The following is a 16,701-nucleotide window of genomic DNA, read 5'->3' as shown; positions in this document are numbered from 1 at the left end:
CTTTGCGTGAGTGCCACGGCGGTGGGCGCCGCCATGGTGCTCGCACTGACGGGATGCTCCTCCAGCACGGGCACGTCGAGTCAGTCGAAGGACAGCCTCGTCTGGTCGATGTGGATCTCGGGGACAGCGGACAAGGCGGCCTGGCAGAAGGTCGCGGACGGGGCCGGGGCGGACGGCGGGCCGAAGGTCACGATCCAGGGCTCCCCCTTCAACGACTACTGGACCAAGCTCCGTACCCAGCTCGGCACCGGCAGCGCGCCGTGCATCGTCACCGTACAGAGCCTCCGGACGGCGAACTACACGGACGTCCTGCGCCCGATCGACGAGTACGCCAAGAGCGCGGGCACCGATCTGCCGGCGTTCGACTCCGCGGCACTCGACGGCATGAAGGTCGGTGGCAAGCTCTACGCCCTGCCGTACGACACCGGACCGCTGATGATGTTCTACAACAAGGACCTCTTCAAGGAGGTCGGCGCGGCGGCACCGAAGCCGGGGTGGACGGTCGCCGAATTCGAGGCCGCCGCCGCGAAGTTCAAGGCGGCGGGCAAGACGATGCTCGGCTCGACCGTCGAGGACCTCAACCTGGAGTCGATGATCCTCGGCTACAACGGCGGCCGTGTCCTCACCTCGGACGGCCGACTCGACGCGGAGAACCCCCAGTTCGCGCAGGGGCTCGACTGGATCTCCTCCCTGGTGAAGAAGGGCGAGGCCACCCAGGCGAGTTCGGACCCCTCTGCCGACAACAACGCGTTCGTCAGCAAGCAGGTCGGCCTCTACACCGACGGCCCCTGGGGCCTGCTCGACCAGAAGGCGAAGGCCAAGTTCCCGATCGGCGTGGCCACCATGCCGTCCGGCACCTCCGGTCCTTCGAGCTTCTCGGCCGGCTCCGGCTTCGGCATATCGAAGCAGTGCAAGTACCCCGAGCAGGCGTACCGGGCCATCGAGACGATGACCAGTGAGAAGACCCTGACATCACTGGCCACGCAGGGCCGGGCGTTCCCGGCGCGTACGGCGGCCCAGAAGGCGTGGTACGACAACGCCGGCATCGACGGCGCCGACTCCGTCTTCCCCGTGGCGCAGAAGAACGCGACCCCGCTGCCGGGCAACAAGCAGAGCGACCAGCTCAGCCAGTTGTTCGTCCAGTACGGGATCCAGGCGGTCAACGGCCAGGGGTCGGGCGCGGAGACGATGAAATCAATCGCGGGGCAGCTCGCCCAGTGAGGAGCGCGGTGGTGCCGTCACCGGTCCCTCCCGGTGACGAGGACGGAAGAAATCGGGCGGTGACGGGCGTGGCGGACGCGCCGGGCAGGAAAGACACGACGGGCACGGCGGGCGCGGTGGCCACCGAGCCGGCGGACGTACGGCGCTCCTGGTGGGGAGCGGCGTTCGCCGCGCCCCACTCGATCGGGCTGGCGATCTTCACGGTCGTCCCGATCCTCGCGTCACTCTTCGTGAGCTTCATGAACTGGCCCCTGATCGGGGAGCGTTCGTGGGACGGGTTCGGGAACTACGCCAAGTTGTTCTCGGACCCGGTCTTCCGGACCGTCATCCTCAACACGGTCGGGTTCGTGGTGCTGTACGTGCCGCTGAATCTGGTGATCTCGCTCGGGCTCGCGGCCTGGCTGACCCCGCGGATCCGGCACCGGCAGATCTTCCGGGTGCTGTTCTTCATCCCGACGGTGACCCCGATCGTGGCGAACGTCGTCGTATGGCGGATGCTGTACCAGCCAGACGGGCTGATCGACGCGACGCTTCAGTCGACGGTCGGGGCGCAGGCGCCGAACTTCCTCGCGGACGAGACGTGGGCGATGTTCGCGATCGTCGCGATGAGCGTCTGGCAGGGCTTCGGCTACAACATGCTCATCTTCTCGGCGGCGCTCGACGCGGTGCCGGAGAACCTGGTCGAGGCCGCGCAGCTCGACGGCGCGGGCCCGTGGCAGACCTTCTGGAGCATCAAGTTCCCGGCCATCTCACCGTCGGTCTTCTTCGCGACGATGATGACGCTCATCACCTCGTTCCAGGTGTTCGCGCAGCCGTTCCTGCTGACGAAGGGCGGCCCGGGCACCTCGACCGAGACGCTCGTCCAGTACATCTACAACACCGGATTCCAGAACCAGCAGCTCGGACTCGCCTCGGCGGGCGCGTGGGTGCTGTTCGTCATCATCCTCGGGATCACGGCGGTCCAGTTCCTCGGCCAGAAGCGTTGGGTGCACTATGGGTAGCGGTACGCGGACGATCACAGCCGGCGGGGCGGGCACCGTGACCGCGCCCCGGAGGACCGGCGCCGGGACCGGCCGCGGCCCCGGCCCGGGGCCCGGTGCGGGCTCGCGGGCGCGGCGGGCGATCGGCTACGCGCTCCTGTGCCTCATCGCCCTGCTCTTCATGGCGCCGCTCATCTACATGGTGGCGACCAGCCTCAAACCCGACAACGAGACCTTCTCGACCCCGCCCACCCTGTGGGGTTCCGCCATCCAGTGGCAGAACTACGCGGATGTCTTCACGTATCTGCCCTTCGCCCGCTTCATCCTGAACGGCGTGCTCGTGGCCACCCTCGGGACCGCCGTCAACCTCGCCGTCGCGGCGTTCAGCGGCTACGCCTTCTCGCGGCTGCGCTGGCGCGGCAGGAACCTCGTCTTCCTGCTCTTCCTGGTCACCCTGATGATCCCGCAGGACGTCCTCGTCATCCCCATGTACGTGATGATGCAGGGCGTCGGATGGGTCGACACGTTCCAGGCGCTGATCCTGCCGTGGGCGTTCACGGCCCTCGGTGCCTTCCTCATCCGGCAGTTCTTCCTGACGGTCCCCCAGGAACTGGACGACGCGGCCCGTGTCGACGGCGCGGGCACGGTCCGTACCTTCTTCAGTGTGATGCTGCCGCTCGCCCGTCCGACCCTCGCGGTCCTGGCCGTCTTCACCTTCATCAGCTACTGGAACTCCTTCCTCTGGCCGCTCGTCGTCATCAACGACGTGGACGCCCGCGCCACCATCCCACTCGGCCTCCAGGCCTTCTTCGGCCAGCAGGGCAGCCAGTGGAACCTGGTCATGGCCGCGTCGGTGGTCTCCATGCTGCCCACCGTGATCATCCTCGTCCTCCTCCAGAAGCACCTCGTCAGGGGCATCGTCACCAGTGGCCTCGGCGGCCGCTGAACACCGGCTCCGCACCCCACCCACGTACGCACGGAAGGATCCGACATGACTGTCCCCGCCTGGTTCACCGAGGACCGCTTCGGCATGTTCATCCACTGGGGCCTCTACTCCCTGCCCGCCCGCCACGAGTGGGTGAAGAACCGCGAACGGATCACGGACGCGGACTACGACAGGTACTTCGACCACTTCGAGCCGGACCTCTTCGACCCCACGGAGTGGGCGCGCGCCGCGAAGAAGGCCGGCATGCGGTACGTGGTCCTCACCACCAAGCACCACGACGGCTTCTGCCTCTGGGACTCCAAGCTCACCGACTACACGTCGATGAACACCCCCATCGGCAAGGACCTCGTCCGCGAGTTCGTCGACGCCGTACGCGCCGAGGGGCTGCGCGTCGGCTTCTACCACTCGCTCATCGACTGGCACCACCCCGACTTCACGATCGACGGCCACCACCCGCGCCGCGACGACGCTCCCGAGGAGATCGAACGGCTCAACACGGGCCGGGACATGGACCGGTACCGGGCCTATCTGCACGGCCAGGTCGAGGAGTTGCTGACCGGGTACGGCACCATCGACTACCTCTTCTACGACTTCTCCTACAAGCAGGACGACCACCACGACGTGTGGAACGGCAAGGGCGCCGAGGACTGGGGCGCGGAGGAACTCCTCGCCCTCACCCGTCGGCTCCAGCCGGAGATCGTGGTCAACGACCGGCTCGACATCCCCGGCGACCTCGTCACACCGGAGCAGTACCAGCCCGACCGCCCGATGGAGGTCGACGGCGTCCCCGTGGTGTGGGAGGCGTGCCAGACCCTCAACGGCAGCTGGGGGTACGACCGTGACAACGTCAATGTGAAGAGCGTCGATCTCCTCGTCCGGATGCTCGTCGACGGTGTCTCGAACAACGGCAACATGCTGCTGAACGTCGGCCCCACCGGACGCGGCGAGTTCGACGCGACGGCGGTCACGGCCCTGGAGGGCATGGGGGAGTGGATGCGCCGCCACGAACGCTCCATCCGCGGCGCCGGCCCCGCCCCCTTCCGCGCCCCGGCCGACACCCGCTACACCCAGCGCGGCAACCGCCTCTACCTGCACCTCTTCGCCTGGCCCTTCGAGCACCTGCACCTGCCGGGGCTCGGCGGCAAGGTGGCGTACGCGCAGCTCCTCAACGATGCCTCGGAGATCCCGTTCCGCGAGATCGACCCCTCGGTGAAGGCCCTCACCACCGGCCTCGGCGGCCAGCCCGCGGGCACCCTGACCCTCACCCTGCCGATCATCCGCCCCGACGTGGCCGTCCCCGTCGTCGAACTGTTCCTGAAGGAGGACGCCTGACCGTCCGGGTGGGGCCGGGCCCGGGAACGGCTGTCAGTCGTCGACCTTCGCGTTGCCCGGCTTGTCGCGGCAGGAGTAGGTCTCGATGTCGTCATCGGTGGGCCTGGCCTCGTCGCGGGAGGCCTTGGGGACACGGGGCAGATTGTTCTGGAAGTCCCGGTCCCAGTCGTTGCTGCCCGCGTAGTCCATGAGGGCCTGCTGGAGCTTCTTGCAGTCCTCGCGGTGGCCCTTGGCCATGGCGATGCCGTAGTCGTTGAACGGGCCGAACGTCAGGGCCCGTTCAACGGTGAGACTGGAGTCGTCCTCCATGAATCCGTAGAGAATCAGCTGGTCGGTGGAGACGGCGTCGACGGCACCCTCCCGCAGTTTTCTGACACAGTCCCGCGCGTCCGTCTCCGTGACGGTGGGGATGTCGCCGTACGCCTTTCCCCCCAGCACCGCCGCGGAGGTGGTGCCTTGCCAGACGCAGACGAGGCGTCCGCTGAGGTCCCTCAGGCTCTTGTAGTTCCCTGAGTCCTCGGATCTGACAAGGATGCCCTGTTGGGTGGACGCGTAGGGGCCCACGAAGTCGAGCCCCTCACCGTCTCCCGATTTCGACTTCGGCGTCATCCTGTCCTTCGTGATCGAGTAGGTGGCCGCGACGAGCTGGACGTCCCCCTCATGCAGGGCGCGGGCCCGGTTCTTGGACAGGACGCCTTCGAAATCGGGGGACTTGACCCCCACCCTGTCGAGCACCTCCCGGGCGACCGTGACGTCGAACCCGTTGAACTCGCCGTCGTGGGGCGAGTAGCTCGTGCCCGGCTGGTCGCTCTTGGCACCGACCTCGATCCTCCCTTCGGCGAACAGCGACGTGGGCTCCGAGGAGCAGCCGGCCAGGGAAGCTCCCGCAAGGGCCGCCACGGCGGCCCCCGTGCGGATCGTGCGGGAACGGCGCAGGGTTCTGTCCATGAACGGTCCTCGCAGTCGTCTGGGCTCAGTTGTTGTGCAGCGTTCCACGGGCCTGCGCAAGGCGCATGGAGCAGCCGGTCTTCGGCCGCATGTCGACCGCGAACCGGACCGCTCCCTGGCGCCCTCCGAGGTCGAAGTCGACGGTCGACTGCGCGGGCACCTTCCGCGCGTTCGGGGTGATGCCCGAGGTGAGGGCGTTGATCGTCGCCGTGGTCCGGCCGACGCAGGTGGGTGTGCTCGGATCGTTGTCGACGATGGTCAGCGTCAGGCGCAGCCTGTCCCGTACGTCGCCGGAGGCCGGCCGTGCCATCTCCACCGTGAGTGTGCCGCCGGTGTCGTCCACGGGCTGGATGCCCTCGATGGCCATCTCCACGTCGTACTCGCCGGTGCGGTCGACGTCCACCCAGGCGAGCGCTCCGCTACCGCAGCAGAGCGCGGCGGCGCCGACGAGGATGGCGCGGACCACTCCGCGCCGCCGCGTGTCGGCGGCCTGCTGCGCGGCGTCGCGGATCTGCCCGGTCCGGTCGGCCGGGTACAGGGCCGCGGCACCGGCGATCAGCAGGGCGAGGGCCGCGAGGACATAGGCCCACACATACTGGATCTGCGGGCCGCCGGGCCACCGGGCGACGGCGAACACGGCGAAGCCGACGGTCGCGGCGATGACGAGACAGGCGGACACAGGGAGCCATGCGACGTGCGTCAACGGCCGCTTGAGCTCCCATTTGAACGTGGCGTTGTCACCGACCGACCCGAACGCGGACGAGCCGACGCCACTGGAGCTGACGTTGCCGGCCTCGGGGCTTCCGCCCGCACCGGGGCCGACGGAGTTCACGGTCTGTCCCCGTGACGATTGCCTCCGCCGAAGTGGAAGGTGGCGCCGTCCCCCACCGAGCCGATGGCGGCGGAGTTCGGTCCGTGGGCTGTGACGTGGTACGTGCGGGTGGGCGCCTCGGCAGCGGCCATGAGCTCCGCCAGGCGGGCCTCGTCCGGACGGCCGTCCCCCTGCTCGCCGAGCCACGTCGTCAGGGCCTCGGCCAGCCGCTGCCTGTCCTCGGGGGAGAGTGCGCCGAGCAGCTGGTCGGCGCGGTTTTCGCTGCGGCCCTCGGGCAGGGCGATCGGGGTGTCCTCGCCGCCGCCACGGCGGAAGAGCCTGCGAAAGTAGCCCTGGCCCGCGTCGATCGACCCGTCCGCGACACGCTGCGCGGCACTCGCCACCATGGCGGCACCCAAGGTCTCGGCCGCCAGCGAGAAATAGGTGGCGAGTTCAGCGGAGATTTCAGGAAGACTGGTCATGGACGCTCCCGCCCCCGGCCTTGATCGAGTGCGCTGCTTCAACACTGTCAACGCGTCTATGGTAAAGGGTTGTTGATGCCGCTGACAGATGTGCCGGCCATGGCTTTGTGCGGGCGTGTGTGAGGTCTGATCCTGTACGTGCCTGCCCTCGCACTCCTGTATCCGGGACATCATTCTCGACGTCCACGACCGTATGGCAGAGGCCCGCGAGGCCTGGGGCGCGTACAGGCCGCTGGTCAGTAGGACCGGCCCCGTCCGACGGCGGTGACGAATCCGGCCCACGCACGGGACGCGAAGGCGAGTTGCGGGCCGCCGCGCTCCTTGGAGTCCCGTACGTGGATCGTGGCGCGGCCGGCGGCGACCTCGACGCACTCGCCGCCTTCTCCGCTGCTGTACGTGCTCTTGAACCACCTGAGCTTTACGGGCTGTTCGGTGCTCATTGATCTCCCAGCAACTTCTCGATCAAGGCCAGGGACTCGCTCGGGGTGAGGGCCTGGGCACGGACGCTCCCATAACGCGCGGCCAGCATACGGACCTCCTCCGGATCCGTCACGAGTCGGCTGAAGTTCTGGACTTCCACATACCCGATCTGTGGCTTCCCTTTCGGGGTGAGCAACGTGAACGGGCCACCCAGGCTCGGATGATCCGGACGGTTCGTGGGCATGACCTGAAGTTCCACGTTGCGTAGCGATGCCACGGCGAGCAGCCGACGCAGCTGGTCACTCTGAACGGCTGTTGATCCGGTAGGCCGTTGCAGAACGGACTCCTCAATGGTGAACGAGACGAGCGGTGACGGCCAACACGTCAGGATCTGTTGCCGCGCCAGCCGGTCCGTCACCCGTTGCTCGATGGTCTCTTCGTCGAGCAACGGCCGACGGCTGGCAAAGACCGCGTGCGCGTGCTCCTCCGTCTGGAGAAGGCCTGGCAGGGCGAGCGCCGCGTAATAACACAGCTCCACCGCCTTCGCCTCCAGCGCCGCGTAGTCCCGGAACCACTCCGGATGCCGTACCCGCCGCCGCGTCTTCGCCCGCTCCACATCCTCCGCCGCTACCGCCAGCAGCCCGCCGCAGTCGAGCAGTTCGTCCACCGTCACCAGGAACTCCGGTTGCGGTGTCCGGCGTCCCCGCTCCAGGGACGAGATCTGTTCCTCCCCGTACCCGACCCGCTTCCCCAGTTCCTTCTGGCTCATTCCGGCTCGTTCCCGCGCGACCTTGACCTGTCGCCCGATGGCGCGGAACAGGTCCGCCACCTCCTCCGAGCCCGCCGGGTCCTCCGTGCCACCCTCCGGCTGTTCCGTCATGCCGTACCACCCGCCTCGCACTCGTCACCGTTCCGATCACCGACCGGGCGCCGGCGAGGTCACGGCCGGAAGCCTCCTTGTGGGGTTTCTGGCCGACGACTGGGGTATCGGGCCGCACTCTCCCGGCGGGAAGACCGTGTGGGCAGTGTGCCGCCGGTGACAGTACCGCGCGCTTCCGCGGTTACGCGGGCTCGCCGCCGCCGGCGGCGAGCATCAGCGCCGAGTCGGCGTGGAGGGTGAGGCGCACCGGTGTGAAAGTGGTGGCCTCCACCGGTGACTCCCCGGTGCCGGGACTGCGGGCGTACCGGGGGTGGGCGCCCCCGCTGATCTGCCAGCGTATGCGGTGACCGACCGCGAAACGGTGGGCGGTCGAGCTCATCGGCACGGTGACCCGCGCGGGTTCCTGCCCGGTTGTCCGCAACCGGCCCAGTCCGTCGCAGACGTTGACGGAGCGGCCTTCCGCGTCCACGTCGCACAGGCGGGTGAAGATGTCGGCGTGACCGGTGTCCGTGGAGACGCTCAACCGCGCGGAGACCGGGCCGAGGACGTCCAGGGGCTCGGTCAGCGGAGGACCGGTGAATGTCACGACGTCGTCCCGGGCCTCCAGGGCCCCGTTGTCCCGGGAACCGGCGGAGGGGGAGAGCAGAGGGCCGCCGACGGACGGGGTGGGGTCGGCCGGGTCGTAGCGGAACGAGACCAGCGGCCGGGAGTCCTCGGAGGGCTGCCGTACGAGTCCCCCCTCCGGGGAGGGATGCCAGGAGGCGTCGGCGGCCGGGGCCGGCGGCCAGTCGTCGAGGTCGCGCCAGCGGTCCTCGCCGCCGACGTGCACGCGTACCCGGGTGGTACGCAGCCCGGAGGGGTCGTCGCACAGGTGCGCGCGCAGCCACGCGAGGCTCTCGGCGAACACCTCGGGCCACCCCTGCTGCAGTGCCGAGGCGTGGGTCCAGGGGCCGACGAGCAGGGCGGTCTCGCAGCCGGCCCGCCGGAGCCTGCCGTACTGCTCGAAGGTCTGGTCGACCAGGGCGTCCTGCCATCCGCTGATCAGCGCGGTGGGCACGCGCAGGGTCCGCGCCGCCTCCGTCAGTGCGGCGCTGGTCCAGTACGGATCCTCGGCGTCCGGGTGCGCCATCACACCGTCCAGCCAGGGGACTTCGCCCCCGAGGGCGGGTACGTACGCACCGCGCAGCGGCCGCGCGGTGACGACGTCGCGCAGCCGGCGCTGGAGGCGCAGGGTGGACTTGAGGAACGGTGCCATCCCCTGGTGCTGGTACGTCATGCCCGCGCCGACGGCGAGCGCGGTCTCCAGGCGGAGCACGCCGTCCGCGTGGAACAGGGCGTAGGGATCGTGCAGACCGACCTGCACCACCATCGCCTTGAGCTCCGGCGGCGGTTCCAGGGCGAGGGCCCACTGGGTGTAGCCCAGGTAGCTGGGGCCGATGGTCCCCAGCGTTCCGTTGAACCACGGCTGCTCGCGCAGCCAGCACACCGTGGCCCGGCCGTCGGCCGGTTCGTTGCGCCACAGATCGAACTCGCCCCCCGAGCCGCCGGTGCCACGGCAGCTCTGAATGACCACGTGGAAGCCCTGTTCGGCGAAGAGCAGGCCGTACATGGGTGACCACGGCAGCCCCCTGCCGTACGGCGAGCGCACGAGAAGGGTCGGGAAGTCGCCCTCCGCGCGCGGGAAGTAGTGGTCCGTGATCAGCGGGCTGCCGTCGGCCCCCGGCGCCACCAGCCCCGGCTCCCACCCGACGTCGTACTGCCGGGCCGGCAGACGGCGCCAGGTCGCCCTCATCATCCGTGCGGACAGCGGTGGTTTCCCGGCGGGCGGCGCCCAGGCGGGCTTCGGCACAGGGTCGTGCGTGCGTGATGACATGGTTCCCCCTTCGTCATTTACGTACAGTGTACGAGAATAGGGCATGCTTGGATGACGCCCACAAGGGGCTGCCGTGATCGAGGGAAGGAGGCGCGAGAGCCGTGACCCGTGACGGACAACCGGGCGCCGGGGGCGTCGACCCCCAACGGCTCTGGCTGGGCTCGACCCAGCCCCGCAGGGGCCGCAGGCCCGCCCACAGCCGAGAGGCGATCACCGCGGCGGCCGTGGTCCTGGCGGACGCGGAAGGACTCGAAGCGGTCACCATGCGGAGGGTCGCCTCGCAGGTCGGCGTCAGCGTGATGTCGCTCTACAGCTACGCCCCCGACAAGGGAACGCTGCTGGAGCTGATGGTCGACCACGTCAGCGGCGAACTGCGGACCGGCGGTGAACCGCTGACCGATGAGGGACCCCGGATCGGCGCCGAACTACCGGCCGACGGCGAACCGCCGACCGATGGCGAACCGCCGACCGGCGCCGAACGACTCTCCAGCGGCGCTCCGTTGACCGTCCCCGCGCCGACCGGCGACTGGCGCGCGGACCTCAAGGTCATCGGTCACCTCCAGCGCGCCCTCATGCTGCGCCACCCCTGGCTGCCCACCGCCCTGTCCACCCGCCGCACCCCCGGGCCCCACACCCTGGCCTTCCTGGAACACGCGCTCACCGTCCTGCGCCCCACCGGACTGGACGGCTCCGCGAAGCTGGAGATCTTCGCCCAGCTCACCTCGTTCGTGGCCGCGCACGTCGGCCACGAGCTCGCCCAGGCCGCGGCGGCGCGCTCGCCCGACCGGCTGGCGGCCGAGGCCCGCTATCTCGCCACCGTCGCCGCCGACGGCCACCACCCGGAGCTCGCCGAAGCCCTCGCGGCCCCCGGGCGCTCCCTCACCCCCGAGGCCACCTTCACCCGGTTCCTCAACCGGCTGACCGACGGCCTCGACACCCTCTGACCCGGGTCGCCGACGCCCGAGCCGGCGGCATCGGCGGGCGTCGCGCGTGCCCGCCCGCGTCCCCGTCCGCGGGTCCGCCCGAGCGGACCGGGAGGCGGAACTCGGCGCCTTTGATCCGCGAGGTCGATCTGGCGATGACCCCAATTCCCGTACCGGTATAGTAATGACGGTATAGGTATTGGTTGCGTGAGAAGGGCGCCACATGATCGAGATCCTCAACCCCACCCTGCTGGCCCGGGCGAGAACCACCGGCGCCGTGGTCGGTGACATCCTGCAGACGCTGAAGAGCCGTAGCACGGTCGGCACGAATCTTCTGGACATCGACCGGTGGGCCGAGGAAATGATCGTCGCGGCGGGAGCGTCGTCCTGTTACGTCGACTACGCGCCGTCCTTCGGACGCGGCCCGTTCGGCCACTACATCTGTACGGCCGTCAACGACGCCGTGCTCCACGGGCTGCCACACGACTACACGCTCGCCGACGGCGATCTGCTCACCCTCGACCTCGCCGTCTCCCGGGGCGGAGTCGCCGCGGACGCTGCCATCAGCTTCATCGTGGGCAGCACAAAAACTCCGCAGAGCGTCGCCCTGATCAGCGCGACCGAACGCGCGCTGGCCGCGGGGATCGCCGCCGCCGGGCCCGGGGCCCGTGTCGGCGACATCTCCCATGCCATCGGCACGGTTCTCGGCGCGGCGGGGTACCCGGTCAACACCGAGTTCGGAGGTCATGGCATCGGGTCGACGATGCACCAGGACCCGCACGTCGCGAACACCGGGCGGCCCGGCCGTGGATACAAACTGCGTCCCGGGCTGCTGCTGGCGCTGGAGCCATGGGTCATGGCGGACACCGCCCAGCTTGTCACGGACGCCGACGGGTGGACGCTCCGAAGTGCGACGGGCTGCCGGACAGCACACAGCGAGCACACGATCGCCATCACCGACGACGGAGCGGAAATCCTCACCCTGCCGCAGTAGTCGCAGCCGTGAGGACGTACCTCCGTCCTTCCGGGACCCCGACGCCGTCAAGGGCAAAGAGGACCGAAAGACCCCTTGAATCCACCGATCACCGGGACGAGCAGGGTCTGCGTCGCCGCGACCCCGATGCCCACGAAGGCCGGCACCGGGACGACCGGGCGGTGAGCGGGTGAGGGCAGGGCTCACTCCATGGCGGAGGCACTCCTCTTCGGGCTGACTGTTGCCCAGGGGCCGAGGGCGAACCTGTCACCGTCGCGTCGTACTTCCAGGGCCCCTGCGCCACCGAAGTGCGCGGGAACGAGCAACTCCCTTTCGTCCGCCGCCCGCCCGAGAATTCGACGGCGGCTGGCCACCGCCTGTTCCGGTGCCAGGCAGGCGCTGCTGTTGCAACAGGGGTGCAGGATCTGCACCGGGCTGTGCAGCAGATCTCCGACGAAGACCGCCCGGTCACTGCCGGATGCGAGTCGCAGCACGGATGAGCCGGGAGTGTGACCGGGTGCGGACTCCAGGGTGAGGTGTTCGTCGATGCGGTGGAGGCCGTCCCACAGCACACCCTGTCCAGCCTGGTGGATGGGCGCGATGCTGTCTTCGTAGATCAGGCGGTCGACCTCCTGCGCGCCGTTCCCGTACGCGTTGTCCGGACCGTAGTGGAGGTCGTCGGCAGCCGGAATGAGGTATTGGGCGTTGGGGAACGCCGGTACCCACTGCCCGTCCGCGTCGACGGTGTTCCAGCCGACGTGGTCGACGTGGAGGTGGGTGTTGACCACGACGTCGACGTCCTGCGGGCGGACACCGGCCTCCGCCAGGAGGCCGAGGAAATCACTCCGGGAGTGGTGGAACGGCCCCATGCCCGGCCGCTCGCGCCCGTTCCCCGCTCCGGTGTCGATCAGGACGGTCCGGCCCGCGCTGCGCAGCACCCAGCTCTGCAGAGCAAGCACCGCCAAATCACCGTCCGGCTCCCAGTGATCCGGTGCCAGCCAGTCCTTGTTGTCCTTCCAGACATCGGCGGCAGCTCCCGGGAACATGCCGGAGGTGGGCAGGAAGGGTTCGTGCCACTCGACAACCCGGATGACCTCGACGTCTCCCAGCATCATGCCCTGCATACTCTTGTTCTCGTTCGTCACGTGACCGACCTTAAGGAAGGTCCAACGATCGTCTCAATGCGCATCCGGCTCAAGAAGATACGAATCCGTCTCACCCTTCATACGACAGATATCCTCGATGGATGGATGTGGTGAGCGATGCGATCTCTGCCGTGCACCTCGGGCACCCCTGGTTCCACCGGCTGCGGACAAGCGGGAGCTGGTGCGCGCGACTGGACCCGTACGACGGCGCGGGCATCTATGTCGTTCTCAAGGGCCACTGCTGGCTACTGACCGACGGCGGCGCCCCCATACCTCTCGGCGTGGGTGACGCGGTGCTGTTGCCCCATGGCACAGGCCATGTGATCGCAGATTCTCCGGTCGATTCGGCGGTCGCGAAGAACGAGGCGGTGCCGTTCGAGCAATGGCTTGTGGGGACAGAGCCGCGAACCCAGTCGGCTCGCTACGAGACGGAGCTGCTCTGCGGCAAGTACTGGCTCGACTGCAGCCGCATGCACCCGCTCATGGCAGAGCTGCCTGAGGTCGTCCACCTTCCCAGCCGAGTAAGCAGCCACCTCGAACTCCGTGCCGCCATCGATCTGCTCGCCGGTGAGCTGGACGAGACGCGACCCGGCTCCTGCGTGGCGCTCCCGAGCCTGCTCGACCTCCTCCTCGTCTACATGATCCGCGCCTGGATGACAGAGGCCCCCAGCGGAGCCTGGCCCCGCGTACTGGGCGACCCGGTGGCGGCCGCCGCCCTGCGGGCGCTGCATTCGAACCCGGCCGCGCCGTGGAGCAATGACCGTCTGGCGGCGGAGGCGGGTGTCTCCCGTCCCACCCTGGCACGCCGGTTCACCACCCTGGTCGGCCGCCCTCCGATGGCGTACCTCACCTGGTGGCGCGTGATCCGCGCCGCCACCCTGCTCCGCGACACCCCGGACACCCTGGCCACCATCGCCGGCCAAGTCGGCTACGGCAGCCCGTACGCGCTCTCACACGCCTTCCAAAGGGAGTTCGGCACCACACCGGGGCGGTATCGAGCGCAGGCCGTGGGACGATCCGCCGATGTCAAAACAGACTGACAGCAGGAACCCGGTCAGACCTCAACGGAGCATGGGGGAGGGGCACTCGGAGACCGGGGCCTATAGGGTCTGGGCCATGACGATGGTTCTGCACCGAGCGCTGATCGGTGATTGAGCTGCGGGAATTCACGCTCGCCGATGGCCGGCTGCTCGCGGCGTGGATCGACGGACCCGTTGAGCTGTGGACATGGTCCGGCATCGGCTTCAGCTGGCCGTTGGACGAGCGGCAGCTTGCCGAGTACGCGGCTGAGTCCGCGACGCCGCTACGCCGGAGCTGGATGGCGATCGATGTGGCCAGTGACCAGGTTGTGGGCCATGCCTCGGTGCGGTTCGACGCGGAGAGGTCCGGCGGCCGGATCGGACGGGTCATCGTGGCGCCCGAAGCCCGAGGCAAGGGGGTTGGCGCCGCGATGCTCGCCAGTGTGCTGGCCACCGCATTCGGGGAGCTGGGCCTGGAGCGGGTCGAACTGGGGGTCTGGACCGACAACTCCAGCGCGATCCGCCTCTATGAAGGGCTGGGCTTCGTGTGCGATCGCGTACTTCGCGACGTGGAGCAGTTCGCGGGCACGTCCTGGTCGGCGATGCAGATGAGCATGCCGCGATCAGCGTGAGGCGCCGGCGCCGCCTCCGGGCGGCAGGGTGATCGATAGCCTGCTGGGGGAGTGAAAGAAGGGGAACCCCGGCACAGACTCCCCGGATTCTCCCCAGGGCCCGTCCTGAGCGCCCGTCATCCGGGCCGATGTACTCAACAGCGAGGTGAGAGGCCGTATGTTCACCACCCGACCGACCCTCCAGGGCACCTTCGGCATGGTGTCCTCCACCCACTGGCTCGCCTCACAGTCGGCGATGGCCGTACTGGAGGACGGCGGTAACGCGTACGACGCCGCGGTCGCCGCGGGCTTCGTCCTCCACGTCGTCGAACCACATCTCAACGGTCCCGCGGGCGAGGTGCCGATCATCCTCGCCCCGGCCGGCGGTGAGGTCCGGGTGCTCTGCGGACAGGGCCCCGCGCCCCGGGGCGCCACCATCGAGCACTACCGCTCCCTCGGACTCGACCTCGTCCCCGGCACCGGGCCGCTCGCCGCCGCCGTGCCCGGCGCCTTCGACGCCTGGATGGTGCTGCTGCGCGACCACGGCACCAAGTCCCTCGCCGCGGTGCTGCGGTACGCCATCGGCTACGCCGAGGACGGCCACGCCCCCGTCGAACGCGTCGGCCAGACCGTCGAGAGCGTCCGTCAACTCTTCGAGACGGAGTGGACCTCCTCGGCCGACGTCTATCTCCCCGGCGGCAAGGCCCCCGCCCCCGGCGAGCTGTTCCGTAACCCCGTGCTCGCCGCCACCTGGCGCCGGCTGATCGCGGAGGCCGAGGCCGCCGGGGCCGGTGACCGGGCCGCCGAGATCGACGCCGCCCGGGAGATCTGGCGTACCGGCTTCATCGCCGAGGCGATCCTCGCCCACTCGGCCCGTCCCGCCATGGACACCAGCGGCTCCCGTCACGCCGGCACCCTGGCCGCCGCCGATCTGGCCGGCTGGTCCGCCACGTACGAGGAACCCGTCACCTACGACTGGAACGGCTGGACCCTCTGCAAGGCGGGCGGCTGGAGCCAGGGGCCCGTCCTCCTCCAGCAACTCGCCCTGCTGCCCGCCCGCGCCGCCGATCTGCCCCGCTACGGCTCGGCCGAGTACGTCCACCTCCTCGTCGAGGGGTGCAAGCTCGCCATGGCCGACCGGGAGGCCTGGTACGGCGACGCCGCCCCCGTACCGCTCGACACGCTGCTGTCCGAGCCGTACAACACCGCCCGCCGCGCCCTGATAGGCGAGCGGGCCTCGTACGAGCTGCGCCCCGGCAGCCCGGACGGACGCGAGCCCGTGCTCAGCGCCCACGCCCGCGCCGTCGCCGCGGGCGAGCCCGGCTACGGTCCGCCGGGCGCCCCGGCGGCGGGCGCCGGCGAGCCCACCGTCGCCACGGACGGCGCCACCCGGGGCGACACCTGCCACCTCGACGTCGTCGACCGCTGGGGCAACATGGTCGCCGCCACCCCCAGCGGCGGCTGGCTCCAGTCCAACCCGGTCGTCCCCGAACTCGGCTTCCCGCTCGGCACCCGCCTCCAGATGGCCTGGCTCGACCCCGGCCTGCCGAACTCGCTGACCCCCGGCCGCCGCCCCCGCACCACGCTCACCCCGTCCCTCGCCCTGCGCGACGGCGTCCCCGTCGTGGCCTTCGGCACCCCCGGCGGCGACCAGCAGGACCAGTGGCAGCTCCACTTCTTCCTCGCGCTCGCCCTGCGGCCGCCGGTCCGCGGCGGGCTCGACCTCCAGGGCGCCATCGACGCCCCCAACTGGCACAACGACAGCTTCCCCGGCTCCTTCCACCCGCGCGCCATGCGGCCGGGCAGCGTCACCGTCGAGGCACGCACGGACCCCGACGTCATCGCCGGACTGCGCCACCGCGGCCACGACGTCACCGTCGGGGACGCCTGGTCGGAGGGGCGGCTCTGCGCAGTCGCCAGGGACCCGGAGACCGGCGTCCTCTCCGCCGCGGCCAACCCGCGCGGCATGCAGGGATACGCCGTGGGACGCTGACGGGTCGGCCGCCGGGCCGGTCGGCCGCCGGGCCGGACGACCGGCTCCGGCCCGGGCCGTTCACCATTTCGTCCTTGGCCTCCCGGCTCCGGCCCGTCGCGTCCGGCATCTCCCCGCCACCCTCCCGACTGCCGGATGTCAGTG

The 16,701-nt window shown here is 69.8% G+C and carries 16 protein-coding genes; 9 read left to right on the top strand and 7 right to left on the bottom strand.

All coding sequences use genetic code 11. From position 1 onward, the window contains the following. Positions 1-6 precede the first annotated feature (6 nt). Genes AB0P17_RS09320 through AB0P17_RS09305 form a run of 4 tightly spaced genes read left to right on the top strand, consistent with a single transcriptional unit; the run spans position 7 to position 4,479 of the window. Entirely contained in the window at positions 7-1,221 is a 1,215-nt protein-coding gene (locus AB0P17_RS09320; RefSeq protein WP_365809075.1) for an extracellular solute-binding protein, read from the top strand. A gap of 11 nt (positions 1,222-1,232) precedes the next feature. After that, positions 1,233-2,222: a sugar ABC transporter permease gene (locus AB0P17_RS09315; RefSeq protein ID WP_365809073.1), complete on the top strand. Its 990-nt coding sequence runs from the start codon at positions 1,233-1,235 to the stop codon at positions 2,220-2,222. A 37-nt stretch (positions 2,223-2,259) separates the two neighbouring features. After that, positions 2,260-3,147: a carbohydrate ABC transporter permease gene (locus AB0P17_RS09310; protein ID WP_365809072.1), complete on the top strand. Its 888-nt coding sequence runs from the start codon at positions 2,260-2,262 to the stop codon at positions 3,145-3,147. Positions 3,148-3,192: 45 nt separating this feature from the next. Further along, positions 3,193-4,479 carry an alpha-L-fucosidase gene (locus AB0P17_RS09305; protein WP_365809070.1) on the top strand — a complete coding sequence of 429 codons (1,287 nt, stop codon included), beginning with the start codon at positions 3,193-3,195 and terminating at the stop codon, positions 4,477-4,479. A gap of 33 nt (positions 4,480-4,512) precedes the next feature. On the opposite strand, the gene AB0P17_RS09300 is transcribed toward AB0P17_RS09305, so the two are convergent. The 6 genes from AB0P17_RS09300 to AB0P17_RS09275 all read right to left on the bottom strand — a co-directional run bounded on the left by AB0P17_RS09300 (position 4,513) and on the right by AB0P17_RS09275 (position 9,812). Beyond that, on the bottom strand, positions 4,513-5,427 hold the full coding sequence (locus AB0P17_RS09300; protein WP_365809069.1) for a transporter substrate-binding domain-containing protein: 915 nt from the start codon (positions 5,425-5,427) through the stop codon (positions 4,513-4,515). 25 nt (positions 5,428-5,452) lie between these two features. Further along, positions 5,453-6,259, bottom strand: coding sequence for a hypothetical protein (locus tag AB0P17_RS09295; protein WP_365809067.1), 807 nt, complete (start codon positions 6,257-6,259; stop codon positions 5,453-5,455). Next, positions 6,256-6,720, bottom strand: a complete 465-nt coding sequence (locus tag AB0P17_RS09290) for a hypothetical protein (RefSeq protein WP_365809065.1) — start codon at positions 6,718-6,720, stop codon at positions 6,256-6,258. Before AB0P17_RS09290 ends, AB0P17_RS09295 begins: the two co-directional genes overlap by 4 nt. 236 nt (positions 6,721-6,956) lie before the next feature. After that, complete coding sequence (locus tag AB0P17_RS09285; protein ID WP_365809063.1) at positions 6,957-7,160, bottom strand: DUF397 domain-containing protein; 204 nt, start codon at positions 7,158-7,160, stop codon at positions 6,957-6,959. Then, on the bottom strand, positions 7,157-8,020 hold the full coding sequence (locus AB0P17_RS09280) for a helix-turn-helix transcriptional regulator (RefSeq protein WP_365809061.1): 864 nt from the start codon (positions 8,018-8,020) through the stop codon (positions 7,157-7,159). The genes AB0P17_RS09285 and AB0P17_RS09280 overlap by 4 nt, the downstream gene beginning before the upstream one ends. A 181-nt stretch (positions 8,021-8,201) precedes the next feature. After that, the gene (locus AB0P17_RS09275) at positions 8,202-9,812 is read right to left on the bottom strand and encodes a CocE/NonD family hydrolase (RefSeq protein WP_365809144.1); all 1,611 of its coding nucleotides are present in this window, start codon (positions 9,810-9,812) and stop codon (positions 8,202-8,204) included. 182 nt (positions 9,813-9,994) lie between these two features. Between AB0P17_RS09275 and AB0P17_RS09270 the strand changes: the two genes are divergently transcribed. Together AB0P17_RS09270 and map are read left to right on the top strand one after the other, a co-directional pair. Next, on the top strand, positions 9,995-10,837 hold the full coding sequence (locus AB0P17_RS09270) for a TetR/AcrR family transcriptional regulator (RefSeq protein ID WP_365809059.1): 843 nt from the start codon (positions 9,995-9,997) through the stop codon (positions 10,835-10,837). Between the two features lie 202 nt (positions 10,838-11,039). Then, positions 11,040-11,810 carry a type I methionyl aminopeptidase gene (map, locus tag AB0P17_RS09265; protein WP_365809057.1) on the top strand — a complete coding sequence of 257 codons (771 nt, stop codon included), beginning with the start codon at positions 11,040-11,042 and terminating at the stop codon, positions 11,808-11,810. 182 nt (positions 11,811-11,992) lie between these two features. On the opposite strand, the gene AB0P17_RS09260 is transcribed toward map, so the two are convergent. Beyond that, positions 11,993-12,934, bottom strand: a complete 942-nt coding sequence (locus AB0P17_RS09260; protein ID WP_365809055.1) for an MBL fold metallo-hydrolase — start codon at positions 12,932-12,934, stop codon at positions 11,993-11,995. A 101-nt stretch (positions 12,935-13,035) separates the two neighbouring features. Between AB0P17_RS09260 and AB0P17_RS09255 the strand changes: the two genes are divergently transcribed. The 3 genes from AB0P17_RS09255 to AB0P17_RS09245 all read left to right on the top strand — a co-directional run bounded on the left by AB0P17_RS09255 (position 13,036) and on the right by AB0P17_RS09245 (position 16,557). Then, positions 13,036-13,974 carry an AraC family transcriptional regulator gene (locus tag AB0P17_RS09255; RefSeq protein WP_365809053.1) on the top strand — a complete coding sequence of 313 codons (939 nt, stop codon included), beginning with the start codon at positions 13,036-13,038 and terminating at the stop codon, positions 13,972-13,974. A gap of 107 nt (positions 13,975-14,081) precedes the next feature. Then, positions 14,082-14,585 (top strand): GNAT family protein, encoded by a 504-nt coding sequence (locus AB0P17_RS09250; RefSeq protein WP_365809051.1) that lies wholly within the window; start codon positions 14,082-14,084, stop codon positions 14,583-14,585. A gap of 157 nt (positions 14,586-14,742) precedes the next feature. Then, positions 14,743-16,557, top strand: a complete 1,815-nt coding sequence (locus AB0P17_RS09245; protein ID WP_365809049.1) for a gamma-glutamyltransferase — start codon at positions 14,743-14,745, stop codon at positions 16,555-16,557. Positions 16,558-16,701: the final 144 nt, after the last annotated feature.

The sequence above is a fragment of the Streptomyces sp. NPDC088124 genome, assembly GCF_040685895.1.
Classification (GTDB): Bacteria; Actinomycetota; Actinomycetes; order Streptomycetales; family Streptomycetaceae; genus Streptomyces.
This window is presented reverse-complemented; position numbering and strand designations above follow the sequence as displayed.

Excerpts from the sequence above, each read along its gene's own strand:
- AB0P17_RS09305 (WP_365809070.1), top strand. The coding sequence starts at position 3,193 with ATGACTGTCCCCGCCTGGTTCACCGAGGACCGCTTCGGCATGTTCATC.
- AB0P17_RS09275 (WP_365809144.1), bottom strand. The coding sequence starts at position 9,812 with ATGAGGGCGACCTGGCGCCGTCTGCCGGCCCGGCAGTACGACGTCGGG.
- AB0P17_RS09300 (WP_365809069.1), bottom strand. The coding sequence starts at position 5,427 with ATGGACAGAACCCTGCGCCGTTCCCGCACGATCCGCACGGGGGCCGCC.
- AB0P17_RS09285 (WP_365809063.1), bottom strand. The coding sequence starts at position 7,160 with ATGAGCACCGAACAGCCCGTAAAGCTCAGGTGGTTCAAGAGCACGTAC.
- AB0P17_RS09245 (WP_365809049.1), top strand. The coding sequence starts at position 14,743 with ATGTTCACCACCCGACCGACCCTCCAGGGCACCTTCGGCATGGTGTCC.
- AB0P17_RS09280 (WP_365809061.1), bottom strand. The coding sequence starts at position 8,020 with ATGACGGAACAGCCGGAGGGTGGCACGGAGGACCCGGCGGGCTCGGAG.
- map (WP_365809057.1), top strand. The coding sequence starts at position 11,040 with ATGATCGAGATCCTCAACCCCACCCTGCTGGCCCGGGCGAGAACCACC.
- AB0P17_RS09290 (WP_365809065.1), bottom strand. The coding sequence starts at position 6,720 with ATGACCAGTCTTCCTGAAATCTCCGCTGAACTCGCCACCTATTTCTCG.
- AB0P17_RS09255 (WP_365809053.1), top strand. The coding sequence starts at position 13,036 with ATGGATGTGGTGAGCGATGCGATCTCTGCCGTGCACCTCGGGCACCCC.